This window comes from Shewanella canadensis (assembly GCF_003966225.1).
Classification (GTDB): Bacteria; Pseudomonadota; Gammaproteobacteria; order Enterobacterales; family Shewanellaceae; genus Shewanella; species Shewanella canadensis.
Genome location: NZ_RXNU01000011.1, coordinates 31,654 through 50,523, shown reverse-complemented (window position 1 = coordinate 50,523; position 18,870 = coordinate 31,654). Strand labels below are relative to the sequence as shown.

Genomic DNA, 18,870 nt, shown 5'->3' with positions numbered 1-18,870 from the left:
CCAAATTACCAGTTTGAAGTCTTGCTTCATATTTTTATGGTTTGGCACATATCTATCATTTTTCGACTTAATTGAACCTTTTGCCCGTTGCCACAATGGTTATTATGTTAACTATAAATTTCATGCTGTGGTAAAGGCGGATGAGTGATAGATAATAAATGGTTAGAACTGCTTGGTTTTTTACAAAAAAGAACTCATGAGTTTGAATGTAATGAATCTATTGTTGATTCACTAAATGATAAAGTCGTCTTTCTTAATAATCAGTTTGGTAATATCAATACAACAACTAATCCTCAATACATTGATTGGATTGAGCATGAAGCCTTCAGTGCAGTGCTTAATGATGTGTTTAAAGAGCAAAGGTTTGCAGAGGACGAGATAAATATCTTATTTAACTCACTTATCTCAACCAAACTTTATCAGCTTGCCTTAAGTTTGGTTATAAATAATAAACATCATATTGACGCTGCGGAATTTGACATCAAGCGGGGGATCATTCTTCAACACTTAGGCGAGAGTGAGCAAGCCGAAATAGCCTTCTATAACGCCATCAGCAATAGTCCAAAAAATTATTTGGGGCATTTTCACCTCGGCTATATCCGATTAACACAAGGTGATACTGAACAAGCGGTTAAATGCTTTACAGAATGTACCAAATTAGCGCCTGACTTTGTTGGGGGCTTCCAAAATCTAGCGGGTTGTCATTATCAGGCAAGTGAGTTCGAACAGGCCATAGATTCTTGTATTCAGGTTTACAAAATAGACCCCACACTCACCGCCTGCTATGTCACTGCCATAAGCAGCTTCTTGGCACTCAAGCAACTTGAGAGGGCGAAGGTTTGGTTAGATCGCGCCAAGAATAATCAAATAGAAAGTATCGAACTGAGTCGTTTAAGAGGTATTTGGGCACATCAAAATCAACAGTATCCTGAGGCTATCTTGGCGCTCTGTGAATATTTAGAGGCCAGACCCGAAGATATCGATATTTTTGCGATTCGCGCTCAGGCGCTCGCTGCCGATGGCCAATGGGAACCTCTGCTGATTGACCTTAAGGTTTTGCTTGAACTCGATCCTCACGACGCCTGGTCTCTGGAACATCTCTTTCTCGCGAATTTTCACACACAGCGATGGATACAAGCCGAGATGGCCATGTCTCAATTATCAAAAATTTCTACCCAATTTAAAGATAAATACCGAAGTCAAATGGATGAGGTTAGAAAAAAACAAGCCATTGTGATGGTGGATATTCAATAAAAACAGTAAATAAAATTGTAATAGTCAGAGGTAATTGATGAAAGATGATGCACAGATCGGAGATGAGGCAACGACTAACAGTTCACGCCGAAACTTCCTTAAGTTGGGTGGACTTGCCGCAGCAACGGCCACAGTAGGCGCCGGTGCCGGTGCCGGGTTCGTACTTGGCAGAGATCCCGATGCCAATATTGGCTGGGGAAGAACGGAAGCCGGTAAGGATATGTATTTTAACCGCGAGGCATTTGAGGTGGATTTTCCGCCAACAATGGAGGTGGTAGGGAATATTGAGCGACCAGAGTGGGGAGACTACCTGTTTAATCGTGCATTTAGTCTGGTTAAATCGATAAAAGGGGGCTGGGAACCCAGTGAAGACTGGACTCAAATTCCAGATCTCAGGGTGAGAGAATACTACGAAAAATACCCGAAACGTTGGGAAGAGATGTTGCTGTCATTTAGCGAAAAAGTAAAACATGACAATAACATTGAAAAGCATCGTGACAGATTCGCTCTTGCCTGGGCCTATTCAGGCGCATACAGCAAAGGTTTACACGCGGATTTCCCACCTGAGCCCACAGAGCATCCCGATGTGGATGATTTCAAGTGGGTGCAGAGAGAACCGAAGGAATTTAAATCGCCTGAGCATGCTTCTAAGTTGATTAAACAGATGGCATTCAAGTTCGGTATGAGTCTGGTGGGTATCACTAAGCTTGATAGTAATTTCGTATTTAAAAACATGATGCGTGGCATGCCCGAATGGGGAGATGAGATCCCAAAACACTGGAAGAATGTCATCGTTTTTGGCGTGCCGATGAACTGGGACCCTATGTATGCCGCGGTCGGTTATTCAACTTCCTATGATGCCTATTATCGCGCCAAGATGGCATCAGGATTAATGGCAGCCTATTTAGGAGAGTTAGGGTATGCCGCTCGTCCACAGTTCCCCGGTAACAGTTATGAAGTGATTATGCCCCCCTTGGCCATGCTTGCAGGTCTTGGTGAGTCGACGCGCAATGGGATCTTGATGACGCCTGAAGTGGGGCCCAACATTCGCCTCGCGGCTGTGATCACTAACTTGGATCTGGAACACGATAAGCCGATAGATCTGAACATGAAACATTTCTGTGAAAGTTGCAAAATTTGCGCAGATGCGTGTCCGAGTGGCTCCATCAGCAAAGCTGATAAACCCGATGATGTGGTTCGTGGTATACGGAAGTACGCATTTAACCAAGATGGTTGTTGGAGATTCTGGAATCAAGGGCCGACCCCGAGTGGTCTAGGCTGTCGTGTCTGTATTGCTGTATGTCCGTATACCCGAAAAAATAACTGGATACATGCCTTAGTTAAACAGGCAGAACCCAGGGATCCTACCGGCGTTACACGTAATGCATTATTAGCGATGCAGCATAATTTCTTCTATTACCCCGATGCAGAGTCATTTCATCCGGAGTGGAGTGGTGGCAATTTTGCAAGTTACCATCAGCCACCAGAGTGGATGAGAAGTGAAGAGTATCTGAAAGTCGAGAAGACTTGGGAATATGACGGCAACTGGGAGGGTTTCTAATGTTTCCGCAATCAACGCTATTGGATCCACTGTTTTGGATGGTATTAGGTGCAATTCAGGTCTTGGTGTTTACAGGGGCGAGTCAATGGGCCAAAGAATATCAATTAGGGATGAATTGGTGGAGGTGGTCAGTCGTGGGATTTTGGTGGTTAAGTTTTATTTTGACCATTGCCGGTGCATTTACACTGCTGGGCGAAAATGAAGGCAACGCCGGTTGGTATGTTCTGGGTTTTGTCGGGACACTATTGGTGATCGGTGGCGCGGCAATACTTAAAGTGCTGGTTCTGTTAAAACCGAATCCTCAATAACGCAATATCCCCCGGTGTCAAAATCCTTGTCACCACATTGATAACCGGAGCCCTGAGTTTGATTTCAGGGCTTTGAGAGGTTTTATGTATAGCAAGAAACGCAGCGACTTCTGGAAAAAAGTTGCCAGTATCGTGTCAGTGATACTCTTACTACTGGCCTGGTATGGTGGAAGTACCCGAATTACCGATAACCAGAGTGGTATGGTGGATCAGTTGTTGATTAATGGAGATCTCTTAAATCAGATCGATGACCGCCTATATGAAGGGAGGATCCTGAATAAGCTTAACCCGGTCGAGTATATCGGTCTTGGTAGTGGCATTGGCTACGGGGGCATGACTGAGGTTGCAGTAACAGTCTCTTCACTGGGGGATATTCAACGAATCGCTGTCTTATCATCTAAGGACACCAGCTCCTATCTGGACAAGGTCATCCAATCAAATTTGATGGAGAAGTTACTTGGAAAAAATATCAAATCGAACTTCGAAATTGATGGTGTCAGTGGGGCGACTGTATCGACCAATGCATTAACAGAGGCCATTAAACGGGCAGCAGATCCGGTTAGATTCGAATTGTTCGGTATTAATCGGGCTGAGAATGAAAAGCCCATCTCTCATTTTCGATGGCTGGATCTGCTGGCTATTGCGATGTTTACGATGGCTATTTTGGTAAACAAAACACGTCATCGCAAAAAGAGTATGTTTAACTGGGCATTACTGCTCACCTCTATGTGTGTATTTGGTTTTTACTCCTCTAGCTTATTTTCATCATCGACAATGGGGATCCTTATTTCTGGGGCGTGGCTTACCGGACTGGGTAACTATACCTCGATAATCTTACTTTCTCTGGTGATCCTATACATCATCGCGACGAATAAGAACGTGTATTGCAATACTCTCTGTCCCTTTGGGGCGACACAGGAGTGTTTGGCAAAGCTTGGCAATACAAAAACGATAAGTTTAACACCTGTTTTTTTTGAATGGTTTCCAAGGGGACTCTTACTGGTAACTTTATGTTTAGGCCTCTATTACCGCAATCCGGCGTCATTTTCATATGAACCATTCGGCATCATGTTTGGCATGATAGGTTCAATATATCTCTTTGTTTTAACGACGATAACAATCGTAACCTCATTGGTTGTTAAACGACCTTGGTGCAGAACCCTTTGCCCGATGAATCCAATGACAGATTTTATTCGGTTCAACAGGCAATGGTTTAAGTCAGTATTAAATAAACAGCGATTAAAAAGACAAATTATTCTAACTAATCAGATGGTTGGTTCAGAAGTGAAGCGCAGTGAGGTGTCTAAATGAGGAAGAAGTTGCTGTTCATATTTTACATTGTTTCAGCGGTGTTTGTGTGTGTTCACCTTGGGTTAAGGGTCAATCACTTGACTCAATTGGAAGCGAGTAACACGCCACTCTTTGTTGCTACCTATTCAGAGCATTCTACAAGCTCAAAGGTACCAGTTAATGACGCGATTAATTATAAAGAGTGGGCAGAAAAGTTTGAAGAGCAAACGAAGTAACATTTCTGTTAGCAACAGTAGCTGATGCATTGCGAGTGTATTAAATGAGTTATAAATGGGAATGTAATGAGTGACGATATGATATTCGGTGTCGAGTTTCCACGGTCAAAAATTGATTTTGACTTTGCCATGCATACGATGCAGGATTTTTATAGTAACTATGAGAGAGGCTTGTTTACCGATCCCCACCGTCTGTTCTTTAATGCCATTATTTATATTACCCATGGACGCGGCAAGCATTATATCGATCATCAAGTGTGCCAAATAAGACCAGGTACAATACTGTTTATATCGAAATATCAGGCGCATAGGTTTGAATATAATCCAAGTATTCGCGGTTACATCATACCATTTTGTGACAATATTTTGTTTTATGGTAATGATGACCCTTATAAAAGCAGGATCCGATCGGCTTTTGAAGAGATTAATTTTTTGCATGAAAAAGAACAAACCTGCAGCTTCTTCTTTGAGCAGTTATGGTTGGAGTACAAAAACCTGCACAGTAATCTAAGCGAAGAGGTGATCCGTAACTCCTTACGAACGTTAATATTAAAAACATTGGTTCGACAGCATCAATCATCCTTTGAATCAAATAGCCACGCTCACTATTCATCAGATTATTGCAAGTTTCATGATCTGATTAAGACTCACTATGTGTATACCCGTACTGTTGAAAAATACGCAAATATGATGGGCGTTACGACAAAGAAATTGAACCAAATTGCCAAGGAAAATACCGGGAAAACAGGAAAGGAGTTGATCGATTCATATGCGGTTTTAGAATCTAAAAGGCTATTGGCATACAGTCAGGATCCGATTGCGTCTATTGCCCAGAAGTTAGGATTCAGTGAACCAACCAACCTGACAAAATTTTTTAAAAAGCACAGTGGTTTGACGCCTAAAGAGTTTCGGAACCTATGTTTATTCCATAATTCCAAATAGCATCTTTTGCTAAATAATGGACTTAGGCGAAACAATTGACCAAGTCTTAGATGCGACAACGGTATCGGTTCATGGTCAACACCATGAAGATTGATATCAATTCGTTTTTAAATACTGTTGTAATATCTTGTCTACCTTTCCCTCTGTCGTGAGTTTCTCTGCAGCAGAGCGAATTTTACCTATCGGGAGCGGGTTATCAGTCGGACCTTGCTTTGGGACTTGTAGCCAGGCTTCGATTGTTTTCAGGCTTAATCCCGGGAATTCGAATGACGACTGCAGGCCGAGTTTTTTGCTTTCATATAGAGCCGTATTATCAATTGTCAGAAACGCACTAATTCTATTCGAGTTCAGCATTTTTAAGCCCTGAGTAAAGTCCTTTAGCTCGTAGGTTAGTAGCCTATCGTCCAGTAATATTTCGGGACAAAAATTAGTGCCTCTTAGGTAACCGATGCTAGCAACTTTATCCGGATCATAGATCTCTTCATGGCTCAGGAGTGGATTTCCTTTCTTTGTTAACAGGATGACATTTTGTATGAATAGCAGAGAGATGTAGTCAACTTCATCATCATTATCAGAATTTCGGCTAAATATGGCAAAGTCAGCGTTGCCGTTTTTAATGTAATTAACCACGCGGGAATAGGGTAATAACGTTATCTGAATCTGTATATTCGCTTCATCGGCTATGGCTCTTGCAATATCTGGAATGATGCCTTTGATGGCCCCATCTTCAACATAACCAAATGGTTCAAACTCAATAGAGGCGAAAGTATATTCATCAGCCTGCGTATAGGGAAGAAATAGAGGTGAAAATAACAACAGAAAGAGCAATGTAAGATGCCGGGTTCGCAAACTTGTCATTCTTGTCCTGCCATCGCCTTAGATAGATGTGTCTAAGTATAGCAAGTAAATTTGGCATGATTGAGCCTGTGTCGGTGGCCTCCACTTGTAGTTTAAGTCAACAAAAAACTCTGAAAACACTGTGAATTATCCCATAGCATAGGAGATGAGCTTGGTGATAAAATTGAGTGTTCAAGGCCTGTCTAAATACCCGTTCCAGGATCCACGTTAAGAATGAAAATACTCTTTTGTCGTCACGGTGAAACCCAATGGAATAAACAGGGGAAACTGCAAGGTCATCTCGATAGTCACTTAACTCTGGAGGGGCAGTGTCAAGCCAGACGGTTAGGCACTCAATTAGCCTCTCATCATCCTGATCTGATATTCACCAGCGATCTGGGCCGTGCCATGACGACGGCGACCTTAGCCAACCATAACTTGAATTTACCCATTGAATCGTCCCCCTTATTGCGTGAGCGATGCTTTGGTGAGTTACAGGGGCTGCATAATAGTGAATCTCTCGGTTTATGGGAGGCTTACGAACGTCGTTTCGTTGGCAATGAGATGGAGATTGAGGGGGCCGAATCTGCTACCGATGTATTGAGTCGGGTACAGCACTTCTTGCGCGGATTATCTAACATAGATGTGAAAACCCTGGTAGTTATCGGCCATGGGGAATGGTTACGAGTCATTCAAAATCTCTTCGCCGGAGAACAAGCTTGGTCCAACCGCCAGTTACTCCCGGGTAATTGCGAAATCATCGAATTTAACCTGCAAAACTTTCAGCTCGATGCTTTAATCTAAAACCCCGCTTTAGCTTCTGGTTGAGTTGGTATTAGATAGTTTTTTGAAGGTTATACCTTCATTGTTATCTATCACCAGCGGTGAGTGCTGTGCATCGATGCACCAATGTCGTAATCACAAGATGTGAAAGAACGACCTTATGTGCAGATACGTCTGCGAGACGGTGAGAGAAGCAAAGATTCAAGCTAACGAACGAGAAGCATGGATGCTGAACTGGCTTTTAGATAGGGACATTGTTGTAAGGATAGCCGCATCTACACTGGGTTATTCACAAGAAGGTCTTTCCTTCAATTTGACTGTATTTTTGCACAGTTATAACTAAATCTTAAGATTGTTGTGCAATATCGATGCATTTGACGCATCGATAACACGGCAGTGATTTATTATATACCTTAATATCAATAGGTTAGTCTTTACTAAAAAGTGTTATGCAGACCTCATAAACACCCACGCATCTTTTTACCGGACAGTTTTTAGTGTTTTTGTTCACGAAACAAAAAATAATCCTTTTGCAGCAATGAGTTGTAGATGGTAGCTTTACCTAACTGTTCAAGCAGGAAAGAACGTTATCGTGCTGCTAGTGAATAAGCTGTTAGGTTTTATGGCAAACATTGGAGTTATGGATGACTAAAAAGATTTATAAATATATTGGTCCTGATATTTTGGAAGTCGCTTTTAATAAAGAAGACTATTGTGGTTTTAAGTTCTCTTTCCCAAAAGATTACAATGATCCTTACGAATTATTTTTAACAATCAACTTTGAAGATGACCATGAAGTCATCGCTTTCTATAATGAAGTCGTTCGGGAGATCCAGCAATTCCCTACAACTTGCTTTTCAAATTCTCCAATAGTTGCTCCTATGTGGGCGCACTATGCACATAATTCAAAGGGGTTTGTGGTTGAAGTTGATGAAGAAAAGCTTCTAGAGTATTTAAAGGATGCTAATTTAGGAGATGTTGTATACCAAGACACGCCGAGAACTGAACTGAATGGTACTTTTAATATGGCTTACCGAAGGGGAAAGCCTCGCGATATGATGTTCCTCAGAAATGGGGTACAAAATGCAGCCTACTTTACTAAGCACTCATGTTGGAATTATGAATCAGAGAGGCGCTTAGTTGTTTCAATGGATGACGTTTCAATTATTAATGAAAATATGATCGCTTATATACCAATAGATTGTGTTACAGCGATCATATCAGGTTCTTTAACCAAGCCTTTATATAAAGAAAAGGCTAAAGAACTTTGTACCGAAATTGATTCTCAATATCTTGAAGCAAAAATAGGAAAAAGTAGCTCAAATCAATATTTTCTTGATGAGAACCTGAACACTTATACTTTCAATGAAGACAATATAATTGCTTGTAAAAGCTACTGTGATAGTTGTAAGGAGCCAGTCCAAGAGTATAACGAATTCTGTCCATGGTGCTTAATAACCGAAGAAGATATGGATAATGCTGCATCAAATAACCCTTTAAGGATGTTTGCTGATGCTGGCACACTTGAGAGTTATATTCGTGGTTTTAACCGTATTGGTAAATAAAACCTAACAAGAAAATTAACAAGGACACGTAACAGTTGGCTACGTTTCGCTTCGCTACACAATTTTAGCCAACCATTACTTAGCCTGTTATTTGGGCGATATATGCTTAAAAGGAGTCAGCAGTGAATGAAGCACAATTAAAAATGCTTAAAAAATGGAGAGCTCGATTCAAAAGAGCTCAAATAGCTCAAAATGAGTCAGGGGTTCTATGCCAAAAGTTAAATTACTGGGTTGGTATTCCCGTTATTGTCCTTGCAACTATAGCTGGGGCTCTAACGTTTTCGGATTTGTCCGCGCAATATAAATTAATCCCAGGTTTTATTAGCGTTTTTGCAGCCGTTTTAGCTTCAATACAAACATTTTTGAAGTTCTCAGAAAAAGCCGATTTACACCGATTAGCAGGCGGCCATTTTGGAGAACTCAAGAAAGAGATTGAATTTATAATCAATTTTCCTCCTGAGGCTTCTGTTCTTGAGAATAAAATTGATGATATTAGAAAACGAAGCGATCAATTAACTAAGGAGTCGCCATCAGCAATGAGTTTTGCTTGGAAGGCTGCTTCTACAGAAACACAAGATGATAATAATGCATATAGCATATAACAAGCTAATAAATGAGGACAAAAAACAGTTTTCTGTTTTCGTTCCTCAACATTTTAGCAAACAATTTTCAGCCCATTATTAGAGGTAACTAATGGGCCACCCATGTTAGTTGGCGAGCATTTGCATTGACTTCTACACTTGAAAGATTCGATTTTGGATGTTTCAGGAGGCAAGGATGCCTAAACCTCGCTCTAGTCAGGTCAGTTTGGAAGATACGCCCTTTTATCATTGTGTGAGCCGCACGGTGAGAAGGGCGTTTTTATGCGGAATAGATAATTACTCTGGCCAATCTTTCGAGCATAGGAGAGGGTGGGTAGAAGATAGACTTTTACTGTTAACGTCTGTCTTTGCCATCGATATTGCAGCCTATGCGGTAATGTCGAATCATTTGCATATCGTGCTGAGAATAGATTCAGAATTAGCGCAAGCTTGGACAAGCATCGATGTGGTAAATCAATGGCATCAGTTGTTCAAAGGTACATTGCTGACACAAAAGTTCGCTAAAGGTGATGCCATTGAGTCTTATGAGATTGAAACGCTCAACGAGACGATAGCAGAATACCGACGCAGGTTGATGGATATAAGTTGGTTTATGCGTGCACTTAACGAGCCTATAGCGAGGCAAGCCAATAAAGAGGACAACTGCACTGGGCGTTTTTGGGAGGGGAGGTTCAAGTCCCAGGCACTACTCGACGAAGCTGCCGTGCTCGCTTGCATGGCTTATGTTGACCTCAATCCAATCAGAGCCAATATGGCTGATACGCCAGAGCACTCTGATTTCACCAGTATACAGCGCCGAATCAAAGCAGCGTTCAAAGGGTTGCAATCGGATGTACTGCTGCCATTTGTAGGCAATGAACGTAAAAATATGCCTAATGGGTTAATGTTTGATATTAAAGATTACTTAGAGCTGGTTGATGATACCGGAAGAGTAATACGTGATGATAAGCGTGGTGCGATTAAACCCGGTACGGTGAAGATACTAAACCGACTAAATATTCCGCTTGAAAACTGGCTTAAAGTAACCAGTGAATTCAAATATCTCTTTAAAGGTCCGGTAGGTACGCTAGAAGAGTTAACACGTTATTGTGAGCACCTTGATAAAAAGCGTATAGCTAATGCTAGTAGTTGTCGATACTGGCATAGCTGACATATCTTGCTGTGGTTTAACTTCTTCTCCTCAAGGTCATTTACCCGACAAATCAGTCACGCCTTCGGTTTGTATGTTGCGACCGTTTGATGACAAATATCGCTGTTGTGTTAGGTTTGTCGGGTTATATCGTCATACAACCGTTTAGAGTGACAGGCTTAGAGTGCTGTTTATCAACCCGCAGAAGGTGACTTTGAGAGAATACCTTAAAATGGGTGGCTTGTTTAGTTGTTTAGTTTCAAACCTGTTCTCGCAAGTTTCAAAGAGTGCAATTTCTTCTTTGGTGGTGGGGCTGTTTTGCTGGTTAGGTTGGTTCGCAGTTTCCTTCCTTGCTGTGGGGCAGTTACATTTGTCGTTAGGTTATAAACTATGAAACGGTCAATTAGCAACGCCTGCGAGAGGGTTCAAAAAAACGCCGCTTCGCTCTGGTTTTTCGTCTCCTGCTAGCGGCGTTAGCACATATCCTGTTGCCATACTTTTCCTAACGAAGACCTCATGAGCTAGAGCTAAATCTCTAGCTCATTGATGTCCATAAGCGGGTTAGTTGCTTAAAATGGGTGGCGAGATAGTTTTTGAGAGAGTTTTTGAACGTTCATTTTTACCAAATCAACTGGCCATATATACCCCCTTACCAACAAACTGATCATCGTTCACTTGATCCAATAAAAAGCGGGACAGAAGATGCGTAGAGACCTTGCCGCCTTGAAATTTTTTACCGCTGGTCTTAAGTGGTTTGCTGGACGGAGCATCGTCCATCGCGCCACAACGAGCAACAGTCCAATTAATATCCGATTGCTGCAGTAGCTCATACTCCTTCTCCCGATCAATATAGATATCCCCCAGTAACCGGGGAGCGACGCGCGATAACAAAAAGTTCATAAAAAAACCGTTTCGATCTTCCGGGAGCTTTAGGCTCACCCCTCCGGTTAAAATAAAGCGACGAATATTATGTTTTGCCAATAGGGGAAGTAAAGCTCGGGTACTGTTAAAGCACGGCATATCTCTGGCGGACGCTCTGGCAGCTTTCATGCTCTGGTTGATCCCGGCTGGCCCTAAAGTTGACACCACTGCCTCGGCCCCTTTAAGTAAGATATCGAGACTTTCACTGTCTCTGGCGTCTCCTTGAATAACGGTGACGTTGGGGTGCGGCTTCACCTTCGACGGAGTACGGGCTAATATCCTCAGATGGTAACCTTGCGCCAACGCTTCTTTGACCACTTGTTGTCCAACAAGCCCCGTAGCACCAAGTAAAGCAAGTGTTTTTATTGTCATAATTAGGTTCTCAATGTGATTTGAGTGCAGTATGCCACTTGCGGAACTGTCTGGTTAGTAGCTAAAATCAATCAACTCTGATCCCAAAACGGTATCAATCATATGTTATTGAATTACCTCAAGCCCATGGCCATCTTTGCGACTGTGGTAGAAACAGGCAGCTTTACCTTGGCAGGTAAACGCTTAGGTATGCCGCGTGGCAAGGTGAGCGAGCAAATAAGCCGGCTGGAAAGCTATTTAGGTGTGAAGTTATTCCAGCGCAGTACTCGCAAAGTCAGCACTACCGAGGAGGGGGAAGCTTTGTACCAGCATGCTTGCGATCTACTGCGCTGCGGTGTTGAAGGGGTCGATGAGGTGAAAAACTTTGCCGAAGAGGTTAAAGGTAGGATTCGGATCACCACGACCAATGACTTTTATCAATGCCTATTGCTGCCGATTTTGAAACGTTTCCATCAAACCTACCCCAAGGTGCAGTTTGACCTTCAGATCACCGAGGAAGCTCTGGCTATCATCGATGACTCCATCGATCTGGCGATTCGTTCCGGCGATCTACCAGATTCAGGCCTGATTTCGTTACCGCTCACCACTACCCGGTTGAAGTTGTACGCCAGCCCGGAACTGAAGCATAGCCTTCCCGAATATCCGGCACAATTGGAGCAATACGACTGGGTGGCGATTAGCAACGGCGGCCAAATCAGTCCATTGACGCTCACTCACCAAGAGGGAAAGCAAGTGACATTACAGCCGCGGTATCAACACTTGGCAAATACCGTTTCCAGCTACAGCCTGCTAATTGAGCAGAACTTTGGTATTGGTTTGATGACCGAGCACACTGCAAATGTCTTAGTGGAGCAGGGGAAATTGATCCCAGTATTGCCAGGCTGGTTCTATCAAGCGATGCCTATCTCGCTGCTATATCCGGCACGTCTGCATATGGCCAAGCGCACACGATTATTGATAGAAGAGATACAATCAGCACTCAACCCGTCAGCCTGAATGTAAATAAATTGGGTCAAATAAATTGGGTCAGAGTAAGAATTAATTGAAATATTTGAGGTGCCGACAGGATAGGCAGAACTTTGTCCAAGCGTAAAATCACCACAAAGCGCTACGCTTTCACGGACAGCACGGAGGTAAAGATGAAGAGCTTCACTCTAACGCGTTTTTTTCCAAATGTGAGTTACAAAATGATCAAACTTTGATTGTCTTAAGACATCTTTCCTCTAGCCCAGTAACCCGATCAGACAGGATTAAGGCGTATTACTCGGTTCTGACGTCCTCCTCCTTATCTAACTTTTTGTTTTATTGATACTTCCTTCAGATTCTCACACCGACTAGATGATTAATTGTTCAAGATTATGACGATTAGTTGAGTCTTTTTGTCGACAATGTGCCGGTTTTTTATTGACCAGCTCGGCAAGGTAGGGTTATATTGTCGACAATCTCATTTGTAATGAATATGTAAATATATGACCTTTTTCAACGAACAGCCTGTTACAGCGGCAGATAAAACATTTTTTCAAATGCGAAAAGATATTGTTGAGGGGGAGATCGCTTCCGGATCTAAGCTTAGTGAAACTGAGTTGTCGACAAAATATGCCGTGAGCCGTGCCGTCGTTCGCGAAGCCATCAATCGCCTCGAGTCCTGTAACTTGGTCGAGCGTAAGGCAAATGTCGGCGCCAGAGTGGTCACCTTAACACCGGAAGGTTTAGTCGAGCTCTATCAGGTTCGAGAGTCTTTAGAGGGGATGGCTGCGAGGTTAGCTGCAAAAAATATGACCGATCAGGAGATTGGCGATCTGAATGTGCTATTAAATACCCATTTTCAAAAGGTCAAAACCGGCGAGTCCTATTACCAGGAAGCCGGTGATGTCGATTTTCATTATCGAATCATTCTCGGCAGTAAGAATAAGCACCTTATATCCATGTTAATAGACGGCATTTATCATCTGGTGCGTATGTATCGGGTTCAGCTTGGAATGACGGGCCCCAGGATCACTACCGCATTTGATGAACATAAGCACATAGTCCAAGCCATATCCAACCGGGATGAAGAGCTGGCAGAGATGCTGATGCGTCGTCACATCTTGTATTCGAAAAATAATGTCGAAAAGAAATTAGAAAGCAATTAATTAGCAGTTAGTTAGCAGTTAACTAAATTTAAACCGATTTAGTATCCAGCTCTAAAGGGAGAACAAAGATGAGTGCAGGTAAGAAGTTTCGTCAAGCATTGGCTGAAAATAAACCGTTGCAAATAGTGGGGACCATCAACGCCTACTCGGCAATGATGGCAAAGCAAATTGGCCATCAGGCTATCTATCTTTCCGGCGGCGGTGTCGCTAATGCCTCCTACGGTCTGCCGGACTTAGGTATGACATCACTCAACGACGTTATTGTCGATGTGCAGCGCATCACCTCGGCTTGCGATCTCCCTCTGCTTGTCGATATCGATACCGGTTGGGGTGGGGCGTTTAACATTGCTAAGACGGTGCGAGATATGGAGAAAGCCGGCGCTGCGGCGGTTCATATGGAAGATCAGGTTGCGCAGAAACGTTGTGGTCACCGTCCTAATAAAGAGATCGTGTCAACGGCAGAGATGGTCGACCGTATTAAAGCGGCGGTAGATGCCCGTACCGATCCCGATTTCTTCATCATGGCACGTACCGATTCATTCGCTCAAGAGGGGCTGGAAGCGGCGATTGAACGTGCTAAAGACTATGTAGCGGCCGGCGCCGACGGTATCTTTGCTGAAGCGGTTAAAACTGAAGCACATTATCGTGCATTCTCGGATGCACTTGATGTGCCTATTCTTGCCAATATTACTGAGTTTGGTCAAACAGAACTCTGGAACAAGGACCAGCTCGGTGAGTGGGGCGCTGCGATGGTGCTTTATCCATTGAGCGCATTTAGAGCCATGAATAAAGCGGCCGAGATGGTATATACCTCGATTCTTGAACAGGGCGATCAAAAAGCTGTGGTCGATTCGATGCAAACGCGTATGGATCTATACAACTACCTGGGATACCACGAATACGAACAGAAGCTCGATAGTCTGTTTGCTGAAGGTAAAAACCTCTGATCCAGATAGAACTATTTTAGTTAACACCCTACAGCTTATGTTTTGTGACTAGCCTGGTAAATATCAAAATAGGTAATAACCGGGCCTTAAATTCATACCGACACATAAGAGCAGATAAATAATAAAAGGAACACGTTATGGTAGATAAGAAACTCAGTGGTGCAGGCCTTCGTGGCCAAAGCGCAGGCGAAACAGCCCTTTGTACAGTTGGAAAGTCAGGTTCAGGCCTGACCTACTGTGGCTACGATGTTTCAGACTTGGCCGATAATGCGACATTCGAAGAGGTAGCTTATCTGCTGTTTAACGGTGAGCTGCCAAATCAGACTCAGTTGGATCACTATAAAACAGAGTTATACGCCCAGCGCGATCTTCCCCAAGCGCTGAAAGAGGTTCTGCAACGAATTCCGGCTGATGCTCACCCTATGGATGTGATGCGTACCGGTTGTTCTTTCTTAGGTAACCTTGAGCCGGAAAACGATTTCAGTGAGCAACACAAAGCCGCAAATCGCCTGTTAGCGGCGTTTCCTGCGATTATGTGTTACTGGTATAAATTCTCTCACGAAGGTGTTGAGATTGATTGTGTGACTGAGGAAGACACAATCGGTGGTCACTTCCTGCACCTGCTTAACGGTAAGGCGCCATCGGAGCTGCATCGCCGCGTCATGGATGTATCGTTAATTCTTTATGCCGAGCATGAGTTCAACGCATCAACCTTTACCGCACGCGTGTGTGCATCGACATTATCAGATATGTTCTCATGTATTACCGGTGCTATCGGTACGTTACGTGGTCCACTGCATGGCGGCGCGAACGAAGCGGCAATGGATATGATCCAAAAGTTCAGCTCGCCTGCAGATGCCAAGACTCAAATGGCCGGCATGCTGGAGCGTAAAGAGAAGATCATGGGCTTTGGTCATGCAATCTATCGCACATCAGATCCCCGAAATGTCATCATTAAGACCTGGTCTGAAAAGCTGGCTAATGAATTCGGCGATACTTCACTTTATGATATCTCTGTCGCCTGTGAAGAGTTTATGTGGGACAGCAAGAAGCTGTTTTGTAATGCGGACTTCTTCCATGCATCGGCTTATCACTTCATGGGTATTCCGACTAAGCTGTTTACGCCTATATTCGTCTGTTCACGTCTTACCGGTTGGGCCGCTCATGTGATGGAGCAGCGCTCTAACAACCGTATTATTCGCCCGAGCGCAGACTACACAGGTTCAGAGCCTAGAACCGTTACACCTATCAGCAAAAGATAAGCTATAAGGTCCTGGGATATCCATCTCAGGACCACAAATCCTTTCGATAAAGAAGCGGAACCAGCTATGAATACCTCATACCGTAAACCATTACCGGGTACAGATTTAGATTATTATGATACCCAAGCCGCCGTCGATGCCATCAGCCCCGGTGCCTATAGCAAACTTCCCTATAGCTCTCGTGTATATGCCGAAAACCTGGTACGCCGCTGCGAGCCTGCTAAGCTCACCGACTCACTTAAGCAGATCATCGAACGCAAGCGAGACCTCGATTTTCCATGGTACCCCGCACGCGTGGTTTGCCACGATATTTTAGGCCAAACGGCTTTGGTTGATTTGGCGGGTTTACGTGATGCGATTGCCGATAAAGGGGGGGATCCGTCGAAGGTTAACCCTGTGGTACCGACTCAGCTAATTGTCGATCACTCACTGGCTGTTGAGCATGCAGGTTTTGAGAAAGATGCCTTCGAGAAAAACCGCGCCATTGAAGATAGACGAAACGAAGACCGATTCCATTTCATCAACTGGACTAAAACGGCGTTTAAAAATATCGATGTGATCCAGCCGGGTAACGGCATCATGCATCAGATTAACCTTGAGAAGATGTCGCCTGTGGTGCAATCCCGTGATGGCGTCGCTTTCCCCGATACCTTAGTCGGTACCGACAGCCATACGCCCCATGTCGATGCATTAGGCGTAATTGCGATCGGCGTCGGTGGACTGGAAGCCGAAAGCGTAATGCTGGGCCGCCCATCTTACATGCGCCTGCCGGACATCGTCGGTGTCGAGCTGATGGGTAAGCGTCAGAGCGGCATAACCGCTACCGATATCGTGCTGGCTATCACTGAGTTTCTGCGTAATGAGAAAGTGGTTTCTACTTACCTTGAGTTTTATGGCGAAGGCGCGGCCAATCTGACCTTGGGCGACCGCGCAACGATCTCAAACATGACTCCTGAATTTGGCGCCACTGCCGCCATGTTCTATATCGATGATAAGACCATAGATTACCTGAAACTGACAGGTCGTGATGACAGCCAGGTTAAGCTCGTCGAAACCTACGCTAAGCAGAGCGGACTTTGGGCCGACAGTCTTAAAGATGCCGAATATGAGCGCGTACTGCGTTTCGACCTGTCCTCGGTAGGCCGTAATATTGCCGGGCCATCGAACCCACATCGCCGCGTATCCACGAGCGATCTTGCCGTAAAAGGCATTAGTGGCGTTGTCGAGAATGAAGAGGGCTTAATGCCCGATGGCGCGTGTATTATCGCCGCGATCACAAGTTGTACCAATACCTCTAATCCACGTAACGTGATTGCCGCGGGCTTGCTTGCGCGTAACGCTAATGCAAAAGGACTGACCCGTAAGCCGTGGGTGAAAACCTCATTGGCACCGGGATCGAAAGCGGTGCAGCTCTATCTTGAAGATGCGAATTTATTGCCTGAGCTCGAAGCGCTCGGTTTCGGTATTGTCGGTTTTGCCTGTACCACCTGTAATGGAATGAGCGGTGCGTTAGACCCGGTTATCCAAAAAGAGGTGATCGAACGCGACCTATACACCACCGCTGTACTGTCCGGTAACCGTAACTTCGATGGTCGTATTCATCCTTACGCTAAGCAGGCTTTCCTGGCGTCGCCACCTTTGGTGGTCGCCTACGCGATTGCCGGTACTATTCGCTTCGATATCGAGAAAGACAGCCTGGGTATTGATAGCGACGGCAATGAGATAACACTTAAAGATATCTGGCCATCCGATGAGGAGATCGATGCGGTTATTGCAAAGAGCGTTAAGCCTGAGCAGTTCCGTAAAGTCTACGAGCCCATGTTTGACATTAAAGTTGAGTATGGCACCGATAACGATCCGCAATACGATTGGCGTCCACAGAGTACCTATATCCGTCGCCCTCCATATTGGGAAGGCGCATTAGCAGGTGAGCGTGCCATGAAGGGGATGCGGCCACTGGCGGTACTTGGCGATAACATCACAACCGATCACCTGTCACCGTCTAATGCCATCATGCTGGACAGTGCCGCTGGCGCCTATTTGGATAAAATGGGTCTACCGGAAGTGGACTTTAACTCCTATGCAACGCACCGCGGTGATCACCTGACCGCCCAGCGAGCTACCTTTGCAAATCCTAAGCTGTTCAATGAGATGGTGACTCTGCTTGGCAAGAACGGTGAAGTCGAGGTTAAGCAAGGCTCTTTTGCACGTATCGAGCCAGAGGGTCAAGAGTCACGTATGTGGGAGGCGATTGAGACCTACATGGAGCGCAAGCAGCCGCTTATCATCATCGCGGGCGCCGATTATGGTCAAGGCTCAAGTCGAGACTGGGCGGCTAAGGGTGTTCGTCTTGCCGGTGTCGAGGTGATTGTCGCCGAAGGTTTCGAGCGAATTCATCGTACCAACTTAGTGGGCATGGGTGTCTTGCCGCTTGAGTTCACTAATGGTGATAATCGCCATACCTATCAAATCGACGGTACAGAAACCTATGATGTGTTTGGTGAGCGTACACCTGGCGCGGCATTAACTGTTGTCATGACACGTAAAAACGGTGAGCGTGTTGAGATACCGGTTAAGTGTCGCTTAGATACCGCTGAAGAAGTGTCTATCTATGAGGCTGGCGGTATCTTGCAGCGCTTTGCCCAAGACTTCTTAGCGTCGTCTGTTGAATGACGCTTAGTGGCTGATGGCAGTTCGAGCCGCCAGGTTTGAGTTATTGGCTCTAATCT

At 44.5% G+C, this 18,870-nt stretch carries 17 protein-coding genes; 15 read left to right on the top strand and 2 right to left on the bottom strand.

The window, feature by feature from the left end; all coding sequences use genetic code 11:
- Positions 1 to 144 precede the first annotated feature (144 nt).
- The 6 genes from EKG38_RS17750 to EKG38_RS17725 all read left to right on the top strand — a co-directional run bounded on the left by EKG38_RS17750 (position 145) and on the right by EKG38_RS17725 (position 5,591).
- On the top strand, positions 145 to 1,254 hold the full coding sequence (locus EKG38_RS17750; protein ID WP_126521571.1) for a tetratricopeptide repeat protein: 1,110 nt from the start codon (positions 145 to 147) through the stop codon (positions 1,252 to 1,254).
- 37 nt (positions 1,255 to 1,291) lie between these two features.
- On the top strand, positions 1,292 to 2,815 hold the full coding sequence (locus tag EKG38_RS17745) for a 4Fe-4S dicluster domain-containing protein (RefSeq protein WP_126521569.1): 1,524 nt from the start codon (positions 1,292 to 1,294) through the stop codon (positions 2,813 to 2,815).
- Positions 2,815 to 3,123: a VcrB family reductive dehalogenase putative membrane anchor gene (locus EKG38_RS17740; protein WP_126521567.1), complete on the top strand. Its 309-nt coding sequence runs from the start codon at positions 2,815 to 2,817 to the stop codon at positions 3,121 to 3,123. Before EKG38_RS17745 ends, EKG38_RS17740 begins: the two co-directional genes overlap by 1 nt.
- Positions 3,124 to 3,207: 84 nt before the next feature.
- Positions 3,208 to 4,434, top strand: coding sequence for an FMN-binding protein (locus tag EKG38_RS17735; RefSeq protein WP_126521565.1), 1,227 nt, complete (start codon positions 3,208 to 3,210; stop codon positions 4,432 to 4,434).
- Positions 4,431 to 4,649 carry a hypothetical protein gene (locus EKG38_RS17730; protein ID WP_126521563.1) on the top strand — a complete coding sequence of 73 codons (219 nt, stop codon included), beginning with the start codon at positions 4,431 to 4,433 and terminating at the stop codon, positions 4,647 to 4,649. The genes EKG38_RS17735 and EKG38_RS17730 overlap by 4 nt, the downstream gene beginning before the upstream one ends.
- 66 nt (positions 4,650 to 4,715) lie before the next feature.
- Complete coding sequence (locus tag EKG38_RS17725; RefSeq protein WP_126521561.1) at positions 4,716 to 5,591, top strand: AraC family transcriptional regulator; 876 nt, start codon at positions 4,716 to 4,718, stop codon at positions 5,589 to 5,591.
- Between the two features lie 96 nt (positions 5,592 to 5,687).
- Here EKG38_RS17725 and EKG38_RS17720 read toward each other — a convergent pair whose 3' ends face one another.
- The gene (locus tag EKG38_RS17720; protein WP_126521559.1) at positions 5,688 to 6,449 is read right to left on the bottom strand and encodes a substrate-binding periplasmic protein; all 762 of its coding nucleotides are present in this window, start codon (positions 6,447 to 6,449) and stop codon (positions 5,688 to 5,690) included.
- Between the two features lie 213 nt (positions 6,450 to 6,662).
- On the opposite strand from EKG38_RS17720, the gene EKG38_RS17715 reads away from it, so the two are divergent.
- From EKG38_RS17715 to EKG38_RS17700, 4 genes are all read left to right on the top strand, one after another.
- Entirely contained in the window at positions 6,663 to 7,232 is a 570-nt protein-coding gene (locus tag EKG38_RS17715) for a histidine phosphatase family protein (protein WP_126521557.1), read from the top strand.
- 623 nt (positions 7,233 to 7,855) lie between these two features.
- Positions 7,856 to 8,776, top strand: coding sequence for a DUF2971 domain-containing protein (locus EKG38_RS17710; RefSeq protein WP_126521555.1), 921 nt, complete (start codon positions 7,856 to 7,858; stop codon positions 8,774 to 8,776).
- Between the two features lie 122 nt (positions 8,777 to 8,898).
- Positions 8,899 to 9,378, top strand: coding sequence for an SLATT domain-containing protein (locus tag EKG38_RS17705; RefSeq protein WP_126521553.1), 480 nt, complete (start codon positions 8,899 to 8,901; stop codon positions 9,376 to 9,378).
- A gap of 175 nt (positions 9,379 to 9,553) precedes the next feature.
- Entirely contained in the window at positions 9,554 to 10,528 is a 975-nt protein-coding gene (locus tag EKG38_RS17700; RefSeq protein ID WP_126521551.1) for a transposase, read from the top strand.
- 606 nt (positions 10,529 to 11,134) lie between these two features.
- Here EKG38_RS17700 and EKG38_RS17695 read toward each other — a convergent pair.
- Positions 11,135 to 11,800, bottom strand: coding sequence for an NAD(P)-dependent oxidoreductase (locus EKG38_RS17695; RefSeq protein ID WP_126521549.1), 666 nt, complete (start codon positions 11,798 to 11,800; stop codon positions 11,135 to 11,137).
- Positions 11,801 to 11,902: 102 nt separating this feature from the next.
- On the opposite strand from EKG38_RS17695, the gene EKG38_RS17690 reads away from it, so the two are divergent.
- The 5 genes from EKG38_RS17690 to acnD all read left to right on the top strand — a co-directional run bounded on the left by EKG38_RS17690 (position 11,903) and on the right by acnD (position 18,814).
- Positions 11,903 to 12,796 (top strand): LysR family transcriptional regulator, encoded by an 894-nt coding sequence (locus EKG38_RS17690; protein WP_126521547.1) that lies wholly within the window; start codon positions 11,903 to 11,905, stop codon positions 12,794 to 12,796.
- 473 nt (positions 12,797 to 13,269) lie between these two features.
- Entirely contained in the window at positions 13,270 to 13,932 is a 663-nt protein-coding gene (locus tag EKG38_RS17685) for a GntR family transcriptional regulator (protein ID WP_126521545.1), read from the top strand.
- A 68-nt stretch (positions 13,933 to 14,000) separates the two neighbouring features.
- Positions 14,001 to 14,879 (top strand): methylisocitrate lyase, encoded by an 879-nt coding sequence (gene prpB / locus EKG38_RS17680; protein WP_126521543.1) that lies wholly within the window; start codon positions 14,001 to 14,003, stop codon positions 14,877 to 14,879.
- Positions 14,880 to 15,016: 137 nt separating this feature from the next.
- Positions 15,017 to 16,141 (top strand): bifunctional 2-methylcitrate synthase/citrate synthase, encoded by a 1,125-nt coding sequence (prpC, locus tag EKG38_RS17675; RefSeq protein WP_126521541.1) that lies wholly within the window; start codon positions 15,017 to 15,019, stop codon positions 16,139 to 16,141.
- Between the two features lie 66 nt (positions 16,142 to 16,207).
- Positions 16,208 to 18,814: a Fe/S-dependent 2-methylisocitrate dehydratase AcnD gene (gene acnD / locus EKG38_RS17670; RefSeq protein ID WP_126521539.1), complete on the top strand. Its 2,607-nt coding sequence runs from the start codon at positions 16,208 to 16,210 to the stop codon at positions 18,812 to 18,814.
- Positions 18,815 to 18,870 lie beyond the last annotated feature (56 nt).

What these genes read in the sequence shown, in the direction of transcription:
- EKG38_RS17745 (WP_126521569.1), top strand. Translation starts at nt 1,292, where the DNA reads ATGAAAGATGATGCACAGATCGGAGATGAGGCAACGACTAACAGTTCA.
- EKG38_RS17740 (WP_126521567.1), top strand. Translation starts at nt 2,815, where the DNA reads ATGTTTCCGCAATCAACGCTATTGGATCCACTGTTTTGGATGGTATTA.
- EKG38_RS17735 (WP_126521565.1), top strand. Translation starts at nt 3,208, where the DNA reads ATGTATAGCAAGAAACGCAGCGACTTCTGGAAAAAAGTTGCCAGTATC.
- EKG38_RS17730 (WP_126521563.1), top strand. Translation starts at nt 4,431, where the DNA reads ATGAGGAAGAAGTTGCTGTTCATATTTTACATTGTTTCAGCGGTGTTT.
- EKG38_RS17725 (WP_126521561.1), top strand. Translation starts at nt 4,716, where the DNA reads ATGAGTGACGATATGATATTCGGTGTCGAGTTTCCACGGTCAAAAATT.
- EKG38_RS17720 (WP_126521559.1), bottom strand. Translation starts at nt 6,449, where the DNA reads ATGACAAGTTTGCGAACCCGGCATCTTACATTGCTCTTTCTGTTGTTA.
- EKG38_RS17715 (WP_126521557.1), top strand. Translation starts at nt 6,663, where the DNA reads ATGAAAATACTCTTTTGTCGTCACGGTGAAACCCAATGGAATAAACAG.
- EKG38_RS17710 (WP_126521555.1), top strand. Translation starts at nt 7,856, where the DNA reads ATGACTAAAAAGATTTATAAATATATTGGTCCTGATATTTTGGAAGTC.
- EKG38_RS17700 (WP_126521551.1), top strand. Translation starts at nt 9,554, where the DNA reads ATGCCTAAACCTCGCTCTAGTCAGGTCAGTTTGGAAGATACGCCCTTT.
- EKG38_RS17695 (WP_126521549.1), bottom strand. Translation starts at nt 11,800, where the DNA reads ATGACAATAAAAACACTTGCTTTACTTGGTGCTACGGGGCTTGTTGGA.
- EKG38_RS17690 (WP_126521547.1), top strand. Translation starts at nt 11,903, where the DNA reads ATGTTATTGAATTACCTCAAGCCCATGGCCATCTTTGCGACTGTGGTA.
- EKG38_RS17685 (WP_126521545.1), top strand. Translation starts at nt 13,270, where the DNA reads ATGACCTTTTTCAACGAACAGCCTGTTACAGCGGCAGATAAAACATTT.
- prpB (WP_126521543.1), top strand. Translation starts at nt 14,001, where the DNA reads ATGAGTGCAGGTAAGAAGTTTCGTCAAGCATTGGCTGAAAATAAACCG.
- prpC (WP_126521541.1), top strand. Translation starts at nt 15,017, where the DNA reads ATGGTAGATAAGAAACTCAGTGGTGCAGGCCTTCGTGGCCAAAGCGCA.
- acnD (WP_126521539.1), top strand. Translation starts at nt 16,208, where the DNA reads ATGAATACCTCATACCGTAAACCATTACCGGGTACAGATTTAGATTAT.